General features: G+C 48.3%; 7 protein-coding genes and 3 pseudogenes. 7 read left to right on the forward strand and 3 right to left on the reverse strand.

Annotated features, from left to right (window positions below):
* Positions 1 to 960, reverse strand: a 960-nt coding sequence (locus DZ54_RS0108475) for a paraquat-inducible protein A (protein WP_025673755.1), incomplete at its 3' end; no start/stop codon positions are given.
* 2 nt (positions 961 to 962) lie between these two features.
* Complete coding sequence (locus DZ54_RS0108480; protein ID WP_025673756.1) at positions 963 to 2,765, reverse strand: ABC transporter ATP-binding protein; 1,803 nt, start codon at positions 2,763 to 2,765, stop codon at positions 963 to 965.
* A gap of 76 nt (positions 2,766 to 2,841) precedes the next feature.
* On the opposite strand from DZ54_RS0108480, the gene DZ54_RS0108485 reads away from it, so the two are divergent.
* The 4 genes and pseudogenes from DZ54_RS0108485 (at position 2,842) to DZ54_RS0108500 (ending at position 6,897) form a co-directional block, all read left to right on the forward strand.
* Entirely contained in the window at positions 2,842 to 3,300 is a 459-nt protein-coding gene (locus DZ54_RS0108485; protein ID WP_025673757.1) for a GAF domain-containing protein, read from the forward strand.
* Between the two features lie 114 nt (positions 3,301 to 3,414).
* Positions 3,415 to 4,071, forward strand: coding sequence for an RNA chaperone ProQ (gene proQ / locus DZ54_RS0108490; protein WP_025673758.1), 657 nt, complete (start codon positions 3,415 to 3,417; stop codon positions 4,069 to 4,071).
* A 17-nt stretch (positions 4,072 to 4,088) separates the two neighbouring features.
* Positions 4,089 to 6,100 (forward strand): annotated as a pseudogene (gene prc, locus DZ54_RS20240) (carboxy terminal-processing peptidase).
* Between the two features lie 128 nt (positions 6,101 to 6,228).
* Positions 6,229 to 6,897, forward strand: a complete 669-nt coding sequence (locus DZ54_RS0108500) for a hypothetical protein (RefSeq protein ID WP_025673759.1) — start codon at positions 6,229 to 6,231, stop codon at positions 6,895 to 6,897.
* A 104-nt stretch (positions 6,898 to 7,001) separates the two neighbouring features.
* Here the strand turns inward: DZ54_RS0108500 and pncB are convergent.
* Positions 7,002 to 8,172, reverse strand: a pseudogene (gene pncB / locus DZ54_RS20245) (nicotinate phosphoribosyltransferase).
* A gap of 363 nt (positions 8,173 to 8,535) precedes the next feature.
* Between pncB and pepN the strand changes: the two are divergent.
* The 3 genes and pseudogenes from pepN to DZ54_RS0108520 all read left to right on the forward strand — a co-directional run.
* A pseudogene (pepN, locus tag DZ54_RS20250) lies at positions 8,536 to 11,144 on the forward strand (aminopeptidase N).
* A gap of 76 nt (positions 11,145 to 11,220) precedes the next feature.
* Positions 11,221 to 11,466 carry a DUF2835 domain-containing protein gene (locus DZ54_RS0108515; RefSeq protein WP_420804845.1) on the forward strand — a complete coding sequence of 82 codons (246 nt, stop codon included), beginning with the start codon at positions 11,221 to 11,223 and terminating at the stop codon, positions 11,464 to 11,466.
* Between the two features lie 205 nt (positions 11,467 to 11,671).
* On the forward strand, positions 11,672 to 15,518 hold a 3,847-nt coding region (locus tag DZ54_RS0108520; RefSeq protein WP_025673761.1), incomplete at its 3' end, for an NAD-glutamate dehydrogenase.

Genomic DNA, 15,518 nt, shown 5'->3' on the forward strand with positions numbered 1-15,518 from the left:
CCAGATCTTGGCCACTGGGACGATGATGCTGGCGGTGAAAATGATCGCGGCAATACCGGGCATACCATGATTGATTAAGCTCGCCACTCCAGAAAAAATCGTATCTTCAAGCCGAATACCGTTAGAGAATAAAATCGAAATCGGATAGACGTTGGCGGGGAACAGAAAAAGACTGGCCGTGATCAAACACGCCCACGTCTTTTGCTCACTGCGAATGGCGCGCCGATGAAGAGGCTGGTGGCAGCGCTGGCAAGCTGCTTGGTTTGCGGTTTGTGTCAAGCCACAGTGACCACAGCGAATGAGTGCAAGCGTGTCATCGAACGGCGCAACAGACCAAGAAAATGTATCCCAGTATCTTTGTGTGTTTACCCTCACTAGTAGTACAGAGAGCAAGATTTGGATAACCGCGTAACACGCTAGGCCAGTAGAAAAATGAAGGGTGGCATAGTCTTGAATTTTAAAACAGGCGATTGCTAGGCTTACCATCAACACATCCGCCATGACCCAGTGACGGCTATGTTCAACCACTTTAACCGCGAGACGAAAGTAACCAATCGCTTGACGTCGTCGTGCAAGGTGTAAGGTGAGTAGGGCGCTGGTAAAGATCAGCGGCCCCAACGAGGCGCAGATGATCACCAGTGCCGCAACAAAGGGAAAGTCTGACCAAAGTAGCCCAGCGCCGGTCAATACGGAGGCAGTGATGGTTGCGCCTAATAGATCGATTGATAACAAAGGTAGGAAATGAGCAGGTAAGAAGAGGATCAGTATCGTCAAAGTTAACGCGATTTCACTGTTAAAGGATAAGCGTCGTCCTTGTGCAAGCTTGGTCGCGCAACGTGGGCAGATGGCGAGATGGTCATAACCCGTTTGACAGCCTTTTACCACCAGATCACAACCCGGGCATCTTATCTTACTGGGATAAGATGCCGACATAGCGTTGTCTGGCGGTTGCGTGATCACTTTTATTTCCCTGCTACCTGTTGGAGTTGTCCATATAAGGTTTGATAAACACCGGGCGCATTCACCAGCTCGGTGTGTGTGCCTTGTTGACTGACTTGGCCTTCATCGAGCACATAAATCACATCGGCATTTTTAACCGCTGACAGCCGGTGAGCAACGATAAGGGTGGTACGACCGGCCAAAAAGGTTTGCATGGCTTGGTGCAGTGCTCGTTCAGTGGCGGTATCGAGTGCCGAGGTGGCTTCATCTAAAATCACCAGCTTAGGATCGCCGAGAAGCATTCGCGCTATGGCCACACGTTGGCGCTGACCGCCTGACAGGCGCACACCTTGACGTCCCAAAGGAGTCTCTAACCCCTGTGTCAGTTGATTCACCACATCGCCCAGCTGCGCTCTCTCCAGTGCTTGCCAGAGCGTCGCATCATCAAACTCACGCCCCAAATTTAAATTATTTCTTAAGGTATCATTAAACAGTATGGGTTGTTGCAATACCACGGCAATTTGATGACGAAGCGCATCCATGTTGACATCATTAATGGAGTGGCCGTTAAAGCGAATATCTCCGTTTTCTACAGGATAGAGCCCTAACAACAACTGAATGAGAGTCGATTTCCCGCCGCCACTGGCACCAACGAGGGCTACGCGTTGCCCAGCCGAGATCTGCATAGTGAGACCATCGAGAACCGCTTTGTCATCATCATAGGCAAAGTGAAGGTTATCTATCTCGACGTTGAGCGCCTGAGCGTTATCTCTACCTCGTGTGAGTTCTCCTGGGTCGATCCCCTCGGGGCGCCGAGTTTCTTCAGGTAATTGCAATACGTCGTTAATGCGTGTCATCGCGGCTTTTGCGCTGTACCAAGCAAACTGGATCCCGAGTAGCTCTTGCACCGGTCCGAGCATAAACCATAGATAACCAAACACGGCAAACATCAAGCCGATAGAAAGGTCACTAAAAAAGACCATGCCCATTGCGACCGCGCGAAAGAGCTCGAAGCCGACTAAAAACATTAAAAAGGACAGACGACTGGCCGCTTCCGATTGCCAAGCGTATTTATCCGCACTCACTTTGATATCACTGGCACTGTCATCAAGCTGCTGTAAATAAGCTCGCTCTCGATTAGCGGCGCGTAGTTGATATAACCCGTCTAAGGTATCGACCAATCGTTGCTGGAACTGCTCAAAAGCCTGGTTTTCGCGGGTCTTAAGGTGCTTGACCCGTTGACCGAGTGCACGACTCAGCGCCACCACAATCGGATTAATCAACAAAATAAACAAGCCTAATCGCCAGTCTATCCAAATCAGCACCACCGCGGTACCGATAACGGTGAGGATCCCGATGATAAATTTACTCAACGTCGTCCCGATAAACTTATCGATCGTTTCCACATCGGTGACAAGGTGTGATGTTAGTCCGCCACTGCCACGGAGCTCATACTCACGCATGCTAATTCGACCGAGTTTTGCAATCAGGTGTTGACGGATTTTATAGGTGATGGCTTTACCCACCAGCGTAAACTGACGGCCTTGTAAGATATTTAATCCTTGGCTGATGGTGCGCATCAACACCACGATCACTAACACGGCGGCAATATAAAAAGCAGCCTGTTGCCAACTTTGTGGCAGTATCGCGTTAAGCACCGCGAGCCCCCAATCGGGTTTGTCGAGTAGCACCTCGTCGACCAGAAGTGGCATCAATAGCGGAATGGGCACACTGATGAGTGTGGCCGCAATGGCGACGATATTTGCCCAGACCAGACGCGTTCGATGAGGTCGAGCTTGGTCAAGAAGCCAGCGCCAAGTGATCATAAATTAAGATACTCAATTGAAATGTATTTAGATTCTTTCTATTGTAATGGTCTTGTTGATTGAGATGCAGTGATTTATGGAAAACAAAGCGGATTTTTATCGTTTGTTAACGCAACAAGCGGTGGCTTTATGTGAAGGTGAGCCTAGCCTTATCGCCAAGCTTGCTAATGTGAGCGCCTTACTAAACAGCCAACTTGATGATATCAACTGGGTTGGATTCTATCTGGATGATGGTGACGAGTTAGTGCTTGGGCCATTTCAAGGCCAACCAGCGTGTGTTCGCATTCCTTTTGATAAAGGCGTATGTGGGGCGGCTTATCGACAAGATACCGTCATGCGGGTTGACGATGTGCATGCTTTTGAAGGACATATCGCCTGTGATGCCGCCAGCAACGCTGAAATTGTCCTTCCTGTGCGCGTCAACGGACAACGGCATGCGGTGCTCGATATTGATAGCCCAAGTATCGGTCGATTTGACCAAGAAGATGAGCATGGGCTGGCTACCTTGGTCAAAGAAATGCAAAAACACTTATGATTTCGTCAATCTTGGTAGTTTTTTAATATCAGGTATCTATAATACGCACCACTTTCATACTTAAATACACGTAGATACGCTGCTGCAGTTTGCTGCAGCAGGCCAGGAAAAAACATGGAAAATACTGAAAAGCTCGCGAACAGCAAAGAAGTCATTGCCTATATTGCTGAACGTTTCCCTGAATGTTTTACTGTTGAAGGCGAAGCCAAGCCATTAAAAATTGGTATTTTTCAAGATCTTGCGACTCGTCTTGAGGGCGATCCCAAGGTAAGCAAAACCCAATTGCGCGCCGCGCTTCGTCAGTACACGTCTTCCTGGCGTTATCTGCACAGCGTGAAACCCGGTGCGTCACGCGTCGATTTAGATGGCAATGCGTGCGGCGAGCTAGAGCAAGAGCATATTGATCATGCGGCTCAGACTTTAGCAGAAAGCAAAGCACGGGCCGCTGAGCGTCGTAAGCAGCAACAGGCCAAAAAAGCGGAATCTCAGGCGAAAAACGGTGAAAAAGCGCCAGCCAAAGGTAAAAAAGCGGCCGCGCAATCAGCGAAAGGCCGTACAAGTAAACCAAAGCCCGCTAAAATGACTAAGAAAGAGAGTGAGCCACGTCGCGAACTCAGCGCCAACGACGTTGTCGTAGGTAAAGACGTAAATGTGAACATGGGCAACGGCAACTTACCGGCGACCATTGTTGAAATTAATAAGGATGAGGTGCGTGTTCGCCTGACTAACGGCTTGACCATGTTAGTGAAAGCGGAGCACCTCAGCGCCTAAAGGAGACTCATCGACGCATGTTTTGTCGACGCCGCGTTTCGGCGATTGCTGTCAGCTTAATGCTGGCAGCATCTGCCCAGGCCGTAGAGGCCGATTACCCACTCAGTGAGTTACCATCACTCTCTGCTGAACCTCAACACGAAACCGCTTCCAAACGGGTGACGTCACGCTTTACCCGCTCCCACTATAAGCAGTTTACGCTCGACGATGCGTTTTCAGCCGCCATTTTTAAACGTTATCTTGAAACGCTAGACTACAACCGAGTCTTTTTGACGCAGGATGATGTCGGCGCGCTATCTCGTTGGGAAACACGTTTAGATGATCAACTGAAGGCGGGTGAAACAGAGGCCGCGTATGCGATTTATAATCGAGTACTCAAAAAGCGCTTTGAACGCTATCAGTACGCTCTAAAAGTACTCGATAAACCGTTTGATTTTTCCGCAGATGAAAGCATGGTGCTGGACCGCACTGAGCGGCCGTGGGCGGCAAACCAAGCGGAGCTTGATGCGATTTGGGACAAGCGAGTCAAAAACGACGCATTGAACTTACGCCTAACGGGAAAAGAGGACGATGAGATCCGCGACACCCTAAGCAAGCGTTATAACAGTGCGTTAAAACGCCTCACTCAAAGCCACAGTGAAGATGTGTTCCAAGTATACATGAACGCCTTCGCGCGTGAGGTCGATCCGCATACGAGCTACTTATCTCCCCGTAATGCTGAACAATTCCAATCAGAAATGAATTTGTCTCTTGAAGGGATTGGTGCGGTTTTACAAGTCAAAAACGAGTATACCGTGATCCGTTCATTGGTCGCGGGTGGCCCTGCGTCAAAGTCGAAGCAGTTGTCACCGGGTGACCGCATTATTGGTGTTGGCCAGGAGGACGAATCGGTCGTAGACGTGATTGGCTGGCGTTTGGATGACGTCGTGGAACTGATCAAAGGCCCGAAAGGGAGCGAAGTCCAACTCAAAATCCTCCCTGAAGGCGCTAACGCTAAAAGTTACAACGTCACACTGACCCGTGATAAAATCCGTCTCGAAGATCGAGCGGTGAAATCGGAAGTGATTACGCGCGGGGAAGATAAAATCGGAGTGATCACTGTTCCGGGTTTTTATGTCGGCTTGGCCGATGACACCAAAAAAGAATTGGCAAACTTACAAGAGAAAGATGTCAGTGGCATTGTTGTCGATTTGCGTAATAACGGTGGCGGAGCGCTGAGTGAAGCAACGGCACTCAGTGGCTTGTTCATCGATAAAGGGCCGATCGTGCAAGTGCGAGACAGCTATGGCCGCGTCAATGTCAACGCGGACAGTGATGGTAAAAGCTATTACACAGGGCCGATGACCGTGCTCATCAATCGCTATAGTGCCTCTGCATCGGAAATTTTGCCGCGGCAATGCAAGATTATGACCGAGCGGTGGTGATTGGCGAACAATCTTTTGGTAAAGGGACAGTGCAACAGCATCGCTCGCTTAACCATATTTACGATTTGTTCGATAACCCCTTGGGTTACGTGCAATATACAATCCAGAAATTTTATCGCATCAGTGGTGGTAGCACCCAAAATAAAGGGGTTGTGCCTGACATCGCGTTTCCATCGCCTGTATCGCCTGATGAAACCGGTGAAAGTATGGAAGACAATGCATTGCCTTGGGATCGTATTGAAAAAGCCGATTATCAGGCACAGTCTTTGCCTGAATCAGTGATTGATACCCTCGCGCAACGCCATCAAAAAAGGATTGCTGACGATCGAGAATTCAGTTTTATCCGTCAAGATATCGCGCGTTATCAAAAAGAGAAGGACGACAATACCTTGTCTTTAAATGAGAAAATACGACGTCAAGAGATGGACGACGAAGATGCAGACCGCTTAGCGCGTTTAAATGCACGTCAAGAAGCCATGGGTGAGCCTCGCTTCAAGTCACTCGATGATGTACCTAAAGAGTATGAAGAGCCTGATGCCTACCTAGACGAAGCTGCCAGTATTACGCGAGATCTGGTTAACCTCACGACATCGCGTAACGAGTAGTGCGCACGAAAAATGCACGACTGTGATCACTACGAGCCTGGGTCATCCGACCTGGGCTTTTTTTTCACTAAAAATGAGAACTAGGTCTAATCTTAGTAATAAGGCATCACCATCAGTGGGGGGAAGGTATGCGTTATTTCTACGGGATCATACTTGCTATGTTGATTGCATTGCCCGTGCACAGTGAGGATTTAGGACGCTTCGATGTTCCTTTACTTTTGGGGCAATGGTATTGGTTTAGTGAAGAACAACAAGCATCGCCGACCCATCCTTATAAAGCGATTAATATTTCCTTCAACTCTCACTACGAATTTCGTATTGATATGTTACGTCGTAACGGACAACTGGAAACGGCGTCTGGTCAATATGCTGTCACTCAACACACGTTGCGGTTTTATGATGATCATGGCACTGATCAAGTACATGCATATCAACTGAACCATCATCAATTGCAACTGCAAGGGACGATATTTACCAAACTGCTTCCGGACAACCTGAGTGGTTTGTGGCGTTCAAACAGTATTGAAGGCGATGATGTTAGCGAAGACGTAGACGGTGTGTCGCTTAAATTGCGCCCGGACTTTCTGTTTGCCATGCAGGTACGCGGTGATAGTGGCCGTTCAGTGACTCATCAAGGCGTGTATTTGGTTGAGGGAGATCACTTAATGTTGATCTACAAAGAAGGGCGTCACTCCTCTCAGTACCAGCTGGCGGCCGATACTTTGCGCTTAACCAATGATGTGTTTGGTATGGAAGCCGTGTTACAACGACAACGCAATGAGTCGTTCGACAAATAGACTCGCTGTACGTAAAAAAGTCCGTTATCGCAACGGACTTTTTTACGTTAAATGCTGACATATGCGACTGACTTCGTCTATTCAACACCGTCCAAGAACGCAATTTACGGTGACAGATCAAAGGCTGCCTTTAGTGCCGATAAATGGGCCTCGTCCTTACAAATCGCTTTGTTCGGTTCATCCGATATTTTAGCAACAGGTTTACCTTGGCAGCTGGTTAGCTTGATCACGACATTTAATGTTTTCACATTCGGTAAATCACAGGTTAGTTGTGTCCCAATCCCAAACGAAGTACTCGCCTTACCAGCAAAATGTTGATAAATATGAATCGCTTTAGCCAGTGTCAAGCTATCAGAAAAACTAAGGTTTTATCCTTAGGGTCAATGTGGTGGTGGCGATAGTGCGCAATGGCTTTTTCTCCCCAGATGATGGGATCGCCGCTGTCGTGACGCAAGCCACTGAATGCCTGTGACAGAGACGCATCAAAGTCGCGCAAAAAGGCATCCATATTAATACAGTCGGTGAGGGCGATCCCAAGACTGTCAGGATACTCTCGTAGCCAAATATTCAGAGCAAGCTGTTGGGAGTCAGCCAAATCGCCGGCCAGTTGTTGGTGAGCCTGGAACACTCATGTGCTTGTGTTCCCACTGGAGGGAGCCCCAGTTGTTTTGCCAACCAACAATTTGACGTCCCCTTCAGCGGCGGATAAACAGCCTGTAAACGCGTGACGATAGCCTGATGCACATCGCGAGAAAAACGGCGGCGTGTACCAAAATCAACCAGATGGAAGTTATCCGAATAACCATCGGCCGCTAAATGCGCCAGTTTGTCGTCGAGACGCGCCAAAGCATCATTGACGCCATACTCAGGATAGCAAGCACGGTTTCGAAGCTCACAGATAATCGCAAGCAGTGGCACTTCCCACAAAATGACCTCGCACCATGGCCCATCGATATGTATCGCGAGTTGGCCATCTTCAATTGATACCGTCACCTGTTGAGGGTTGAGTTGGAAGCGCGAGAGATAGGTGAGAAAATCAGCCTGATACAGATCTAATGAGGCGAGGTAATCAATCTCGTCGGCTTGAAAGCGGAGTGTCCCCATATGATGAATATGGTCGATAACCTGGTCACGCAGATAGGCGAGGTTTTCATCGCTGCGACAATAAAAGTCCGCGCTGACATGAACGTCAGGGTAATGATGAAACACCGCCTGCTGCATATTCAGTTTATAAGCATCAGTATCCAAAAGCGATGTGATGATCGGATTGTGCATGCGTGAGGAACGCCTTACGGGTTACAAAACGAAATTGGCGCCATAGTACCGTAATTTTCAAAAAATTTAACCGTCGTCACATTATATTTCCGCATGGATTGGCAGGCTTCGTTGACATTTTGTCGTACTTTTAACCACTACGGTTTGTTTTTAGTACAGGGAAACGTGTTTGTCGGCCGTCTATGGGGTGAGCGTAAATCCTGTGTCACCACGTTGTTGTATGTAAATGCAAACATTTGATAACAAACTGTTAAACCTATAGTCATCTTTGCTCAGCCGCGGTATGGTATGGCATGCAAATCGTCCTAAAAGCGAATGAATATAATTCGTTGGCTGAGGTACACCCGACAAAAAGGAAACAACATGTCTCAACAACCCACCGCCAAATACCGTGATGATTATCGCGCACCAGATTTCACCATTACGGATATTAACCTTGAGTTCGATCTGGACCCCAACAAAACCCAGGTCACCGCAGTTAGCCAAGTAAAACGACTTAACGAGCAAGCGACAGAGCTTGTCCTTGATGGGGATGATCTGACTCTGTTGCGTCTTGATATTAATGGTGATGCGTGGACGGCATATAGTGAAGAAGCGGGGAAATTAATTATTCGCGATGTACCCGCCGCGTTCACCTTGACTATTCAGACCCAGCTGGATCCGGAGAATAACTCTGCGCTAGAAGGGTTATACATCTCTGGCGGTGCGTATTGTACCCAGTGTGAGGCAGAAGGTTTCCGTCGCATTACTTATTATCTCGACCGTCCTGATGTCCTTGCGCGATTTACCACCAAGGTGATTGCGGATAAAGAGATGTATCCTTATTTGCTCAGTAACGGTAATAAGATGGCTGCCGGTGATCTTGATAATGGCCGTCACTGGGTTGAATGGCATGATCCTCATGCCAAACCAAGCTACTTGTTTGCCTTGGTTGGTGGCGATTTTGATGTCTTACGAGACACGTTTGAAACGCGTTCAGGGCGCAATGTCGCGTTAGAAATTTTTGTTGATAAAGGCAACCTAGATCGTGCCGATCACGCCATGGTGTCACTGAAAAACGCGATGAAGTGGGACGAAGAGCGATTTGATCTTGAGTATGATCTGGATATCTACATGATTGTGGCAGTTGATTTTTTCAACATGGGTGCGATGGAGAACAAAGGCCTGAATATCTTTAACTCCAAATACGTGCTGGCGAATGCTGAAACGGCAACTGATACCGACTACCTAGGCATTGAAGCGGTCATTGGTCACGAATACTTCCACAACTGGACCGGTAACCGCGTCACTTGCGAGATTGGTTCCAACTTAGCCTTAAAGAGGGCTTAACGGTCTTCCGTGATCAAGAGTTTTCTTCTGATTTAGGCTCGCGCTCCGTCAACCGTATTAGCAATGCACGGATTGTACGTGGACCGCAATTTGCTGAGGATGCGAGCCCCATGTCTCATCCGATCCGCCCTGAAAAAGTGATCGAGATGAATAATTTCTACACCCTGACAGTGTACGAAAAGGGCAGTGAAGTGATTCGCATGATGCACACCATTTTGGGTGAATCCGCATTCCAAAAAGGGGTGAAGCTGTATTTTGAACGCCATGATGGTACCGCATCGACCTGTGATGACTTCGTCCAAGCGATGGAAGATGCATCAGGCATTGATCTGACTCAGTTCCGGCTCTGGTATAGCCAGTCAGGGACGCCAGTGCTGACTGTTTCATCCACCTATGACGCGGCCACCAAGCAATTGGCGCTACATGTTGCCCAGCACACTCCGGCCACGGCCGATCAACAGGATAAGCAGCCGCTGTATATTCCGCTCGATATCGAAATGTACCGTCAAGATGGTAGTGTGATTGAGTTACAGCGTCACGGAGAGCCTGTCTCTAACGTATTAGCCGTTACCAAAACAGAGCAAACTTATCTGTTTGATCGTGTCGATGAGCAACCAGTGCTGTCGTTGCTACGCGAATTCTCAGCGCCAGTAAAACTTGAATATGATTATCAAGACGATGAGCTGGCGTTCTTATTGCAGCATGCTCGGAATGATTTTGCACGTTGGGATGCCGGCCAAAGCTTACTGGCCAAGCATATCAAAGCCAATGTGGCGCGTGTGCAAGATGATCAACCGATCGAAGTGCCCTTGTCAGTTGTTGATGCTTTCCGTGGAGCGTTGCTGAGTGACAATACGGATCCTGCTTTGATTGCTGAAGTGCTTAATTTACCTTCAGAAACAGAGGTAGCAGGCTGGTTTGAAACCGTCGACGTGGATGCGATTCACCAAGTGATGGCAGCGCTTAAACAGCAGTTTGCTGATCACATGCTAGACGAGTTTGCCGCGGTGTATCGCCAATATGCACAAACAGATTATCAAATCACGCACAAAGCAATAGGTGAGCGCGCCTTGCGCAATGCCTGCCTGAGTTACTTAGCGCATACAGAAAATGGCAATGGCTATGTTGAGCAGCATTATCAAGATGCGCATAATATGACAGACACCATGGCAGCCCTAAACGCGGCGAATGGTGCGCAACTGCCTTGCCGAGAGCCGCTGATGAAAGATTTCAGTGACAAGTGGCAGCACGATGGGTTGGTGATGGATAAATGGTTTATGCTGCAAGGCGCCAATCCAGCCGATAATGCGTTAGAGCAAGTAAAAGCGCAAATGTCGCACCAGGCATTTACGTTGAAAAACCCGAACCGGATACGTAGTTTAATTGGGGCGTTTTGTAATCGTAACCCGGCACGTTTTCATGCCAAAGATGGTGCAGGGTATCGTTTCTTAAAAGAAATCTTGGTGACGCTAAACCAATCAAACCCACAAGTGGCATCGCGCTTGATTGATCCTCTGCTTAAACTGGCGTACTACGACCAGGCGCGTCAACAGCAAATGCGTAATGTACTGCAAGAGTTAGCCGATATGGATAACTTGGCCAACGATCTGTATGAAAAAGTGGAAAAAACACTTGAGCATTAACCGATAACTTGGAATAAAAGGGTCGCGGTTAAACGTGAACCTCAAAAGCCGCCTAGTCGGGCGGCTTTTTTAACCAATGAATTTAGCGGATGAAAAGTGGATCATGGAGTACTTTTTTAGCGTTTATATTGCTTACTTTGAGTATCAGCACTATTACAGTGGCGCCGCGGCGAATGTTATCGTCACCACAGATCAAGGGCTGCGTTTGCAAATCCCGGCGTCTCGCTTTCGTCCTTTTATCTCCCAGCTTGGGATCCGGGGTCGTTTTAAACTGACGACGGACACGCACCACCGCTTTCAATCGTTAATGCGCGTTGCTTAAATTGGCTTGGTTAAAGCCTCACCCATTGTTTAAATAAATAGCCACACTAGTCACATTTTCGCGAAATTCGCATCAATCCAGCCGTTTATCTATAACGTTTTTACTATCCAAGCCTTACACTAGACAGTGCGTTTGTTAACGCAATGTTTACCTCTGATAACTACTCACAATGATAATGTTCTAAAAAGGACAACGGAGTTCCAGAATGACCTCGCGTGACCCTATAGTACCTGTGTTACTTGAGAAGGTTTATCAACTCATCGCTGATAAACTCGATGATACTCAACAACCACTTGTCGATGCGTTAGCCAAAAGGATATTGGGTCAAATATCTGATGATGATTTGCAGGAGCGCAATGAATCAGATCTTTATGGTGCGGTAATGAGCTTATGGCACCACCTCAACACGTTTGAACAAGATAAAGTTTTTGTCAAAGTCTTTAATCCCAGCCTGAGCGGAAATGGATGGCAATCAACCCACACGATTGTTGAGATTCTCGCCCCAGATGCCCCTTTCCTTGTTGACTCTGTGCGTATTGCTCTTAATCGCTTAGACATTACGACGCACTTAATGCTGAATAGCCCGATCAAAGCATGCAAGAACGATCAGGGTGATGTGGTCAGCATTGGGAATGAGGACGGCCAATTCCAAAGTACCTTCCATATTGAAATCGACAAGATGTCGGATGAATCAGAGATGGCAGCACTTGAAGCTGAGCTCTCTGAAACCTTGACCGATGTGGTGATGGTGGTGAACGACTGGAAGCCGATGCGAGCACAAATGGTTGAGCTGGTGGCATCATTAAAAAACACCCAACGGCCCATTGATGATGAGCGTCGTCAAGAAGCGGTTGAGTTCTTAAGTTGGATCACGGACAACAACTTTACCTTCATGGGGTATAAGTGCTTTGACCTGGTGCCGGTTGAAGGCGACTACGAGCTGCGCGCAAGCAGTGATTGTGACGCACTGGGCTTGGCCAAAAAGCATAAATCGCCACAGGCATTGCGGTTATCAGAAATGCCGGAATCAGCGCGAGCGGAAGCGCTGAAAAAAGAGCTGTTGGTGCTAACCAAAAGTAATGCGAAATCCCGGGTTCATCGTCCCGCTTATGTCGATTACATCGGGATCAAAAAATTTGATAGCAAAGGCAATGTGATTGGTGAGCACCGGTTCACGGGGCTTTATGCTTCGTCTGCTTATAACCAATCGACGGCTAGCATTCCGGTACTGCGTAATAAAGTGCGCCGTATTCTCGACAACAGCGGGTTTTATCGCGAATCACACTCGTGGAAAGCGCTGGCGAATATCTTAGAAAACTACCCGCGCGATGAGCTTTTCCAAGCAACCGAAGAAGAAATGCGCAACGTAGGGATGGGCGTGGTACAAATGCAAGACCGCGACATGCTAAGAGTGTTTGTTCGTCGTGATCCGTTTGGTCGTTTTTTCTCGTGCATGGTGTATATCACCCGAGAGCGCTATAACACCGAATTCCGTCGTCAAACTCAGCGTATTTTACAGCAATATTTTGGGTCAGATCAGACGGTTGAATTTACCACTTTCTTCTCGGAGAGCCCGCTGGCGCGGACGCATTATATTGTCCGAGTGGAAAATAATAACTTTGATATTGATGTGAAAAAAATCGAGCAAAACCTCACTGAGGCCGCGTCATCATGGGATGATCGTTTACAAGAAGCCGTGATAGCCAATTTCGGGGAAAACCGTGGCACACCGATTGCGAAGCGTTACTTGCGCGCTTTTCCACGTTCATACAAAGAAGCCATGTTACCAGGATCAGCGGTAGCGGATATTGAGCGTCTTGAAGGGCTCAGTGACGACAATAAACTCGATATGTTGCTCTATCGGCCACAAGAAGTCAGTCACCAATCGAATGCTATTAGCCTTAAGCTCTTCCAAAAGGGGGAGCCGATTCATTTATCGGATGTCATGCCGATGCTAGAAAACCTCGGACTGCGTGTGATTGGAGAGGCGCCATATGAGGTTGAGACCAGCCAAGGCGATGTTTATTGGATTCTCGACTTCTCCATGCTGCACAGTGCGGGGACGGCGTTTGATCTGGGCAATGCACGGGATCGCTTCCAACATGCCTTTGCTGACATTTGGCATGGTCGCTTGGATAGTGATGGCTTTAACCGCTTAATCTTAAACGCAGGGCTATCCGGGCGAGAAGTCACGATTTTGCGCGCCTATGCCCGCTATATGCGTCAAATTGGCTTTCCGTTTAGTCAGGCGTATATCGAGGAGACGTTGTCCTCGCACCCGCATCTCGCTGGGTTCTTGGTCAAGTTGTTTAATGTCCGTTTTGACCCTGCGGGTAAGCAAAACACGCGTGCACAAGATACGATCATTCACGAGATTGAAGAGGCACTTGACCATGTCGAAAGTTTGGATGATGACCGTATCATTCGTCGGTATATGGAAATCATACTCGCGACCAGCCGTACAAACTTCTTCCAGAAAGACCCAGACAATGGCCAAGATAAACCTTATCTGTCATTAAAACTGCATGCGTCTGATATTCCGGATATGCCTAAACCGGTCCTCCCGTACGAGGTCTTCGTCTACTCGCCCGATGTCGAAGGGGTGCATTTGCGCGGCGGTAAAGTGGCACGTGGTGGGTTGCGTTGGTCCGATCGCCAAGAAGACTTCCGTACCGAAGTCTTGGGCTTAGTCAAAGCGCAGCAGGTTAAAAATACAGTGATTGTGCCAGTCGGGGCGAAAGGGGGCTTTGTCTGTAAGCGTCAGCATCAGTTTACTGAGCGGGATGCGATTATAGCGGAGGGTAAGCGATGTTATCGAATTTTTATTCAGGGGTTGCTGGATATTACCGATAACATTGTCGAGGGCACCTTGACGCCGCCTAATCACGTGGTGCGCCATGATGACGATGACGCCTATTTAGTCGTCGCTGCAGACAAGGGAACGGCGACTTTCTCTGATTTGGCTAATAGCGTCTCAGCGCAATATAACTTTTGGCTGGGGGATGCCTTTGCGTCCGGTGGCTCGAACGGTTATGACCATAAAAAAATGGGGATTACCGCCGCAGGCGCCTGGGAGTCTGTGAAGCGTCATTTCCGTGAAATGGATATTAATTGTCAAACCACGGATTTCACCTGTGTCGGGATTGGCGATATGGGCGGCGATGTGTTTGGTAATGGCATGCTGCTTTCCAAGCATATTCGCCTCGTGGCGGCGTTTAACCACATGCATATCTTTATCGACCCCAATCCAGATGCTGAGAAGAGCTGGAAGGAACGCCAACGTATCTTCAATTTACCGCGATCAAGCTGGGAAGACTACGATACTAAGCTCATCGCCAAAGGTGGTGGGGTGTTCTCTCGCCGTGCGAAATCAATCCCCTTAACACCAGAGATACAAAAACTGATCGGTACACGTAAGCAGTCGATGGCGCCAAATGATCTGATTAAACAGATCTTAAAAGCCAACGTCGATCTCCTTTGGAATGGGGGGATCGGAACTTATGTCAAATCCTCCAGCGAAACACATACTTCGGTCGGTGACCGTGCGAATGATGGCTTGCGTGTTAATGGCAATGAAGTGGGCGCTCGTATTATTGGCGAGGGCGGCAACTTGGGTATGACTCAATTGGGGCGGATTGAGTATGCGCTAAAAGGCGGTCGAGTGAATACCGACTTTATTGATAATGTCGGTGGTGTCGATTGCTCAGATAACGAGGTCAACATTAAGATCCTGCTCAACGGGCTAGTTGCTGCCGGGGATCTGACCATCAAAAAGCGCAATGAGCTGCTGGAGCGAATGGAAGACGAAGTGTCTGATATCGTGATCGAAGATGCGTACAGTCAAAGCGAGTCGATTTCGGTCACCCATAACCAGAAAGCCGCGTTATTAAAAGAGCAAATTCGGTTCATTCATTATCTAGAGAAAGAGGGGAAGCTAGATCGTGCGCTCGAATATTTGCCAGATGATGAAACCTTGTCTGAGCGAAACCTACGTGGCACCGGCCTAACGCGCCCAGAGATTTCGGTGTTGAKWGTAGCCTACGGTAAAACTG

The sequence above is a fragment of the Salinivibrio socompensis S35 genome (genome assembly GCF_000513715.1).
GTDB classification, from domain to species: domain Bacteria; phylum Pseudomonadota; class Gammaproteobacteria; order Enterobacterales; family Vibrionaceae; genus Salinivibrio; species Salinivibrio socompensis.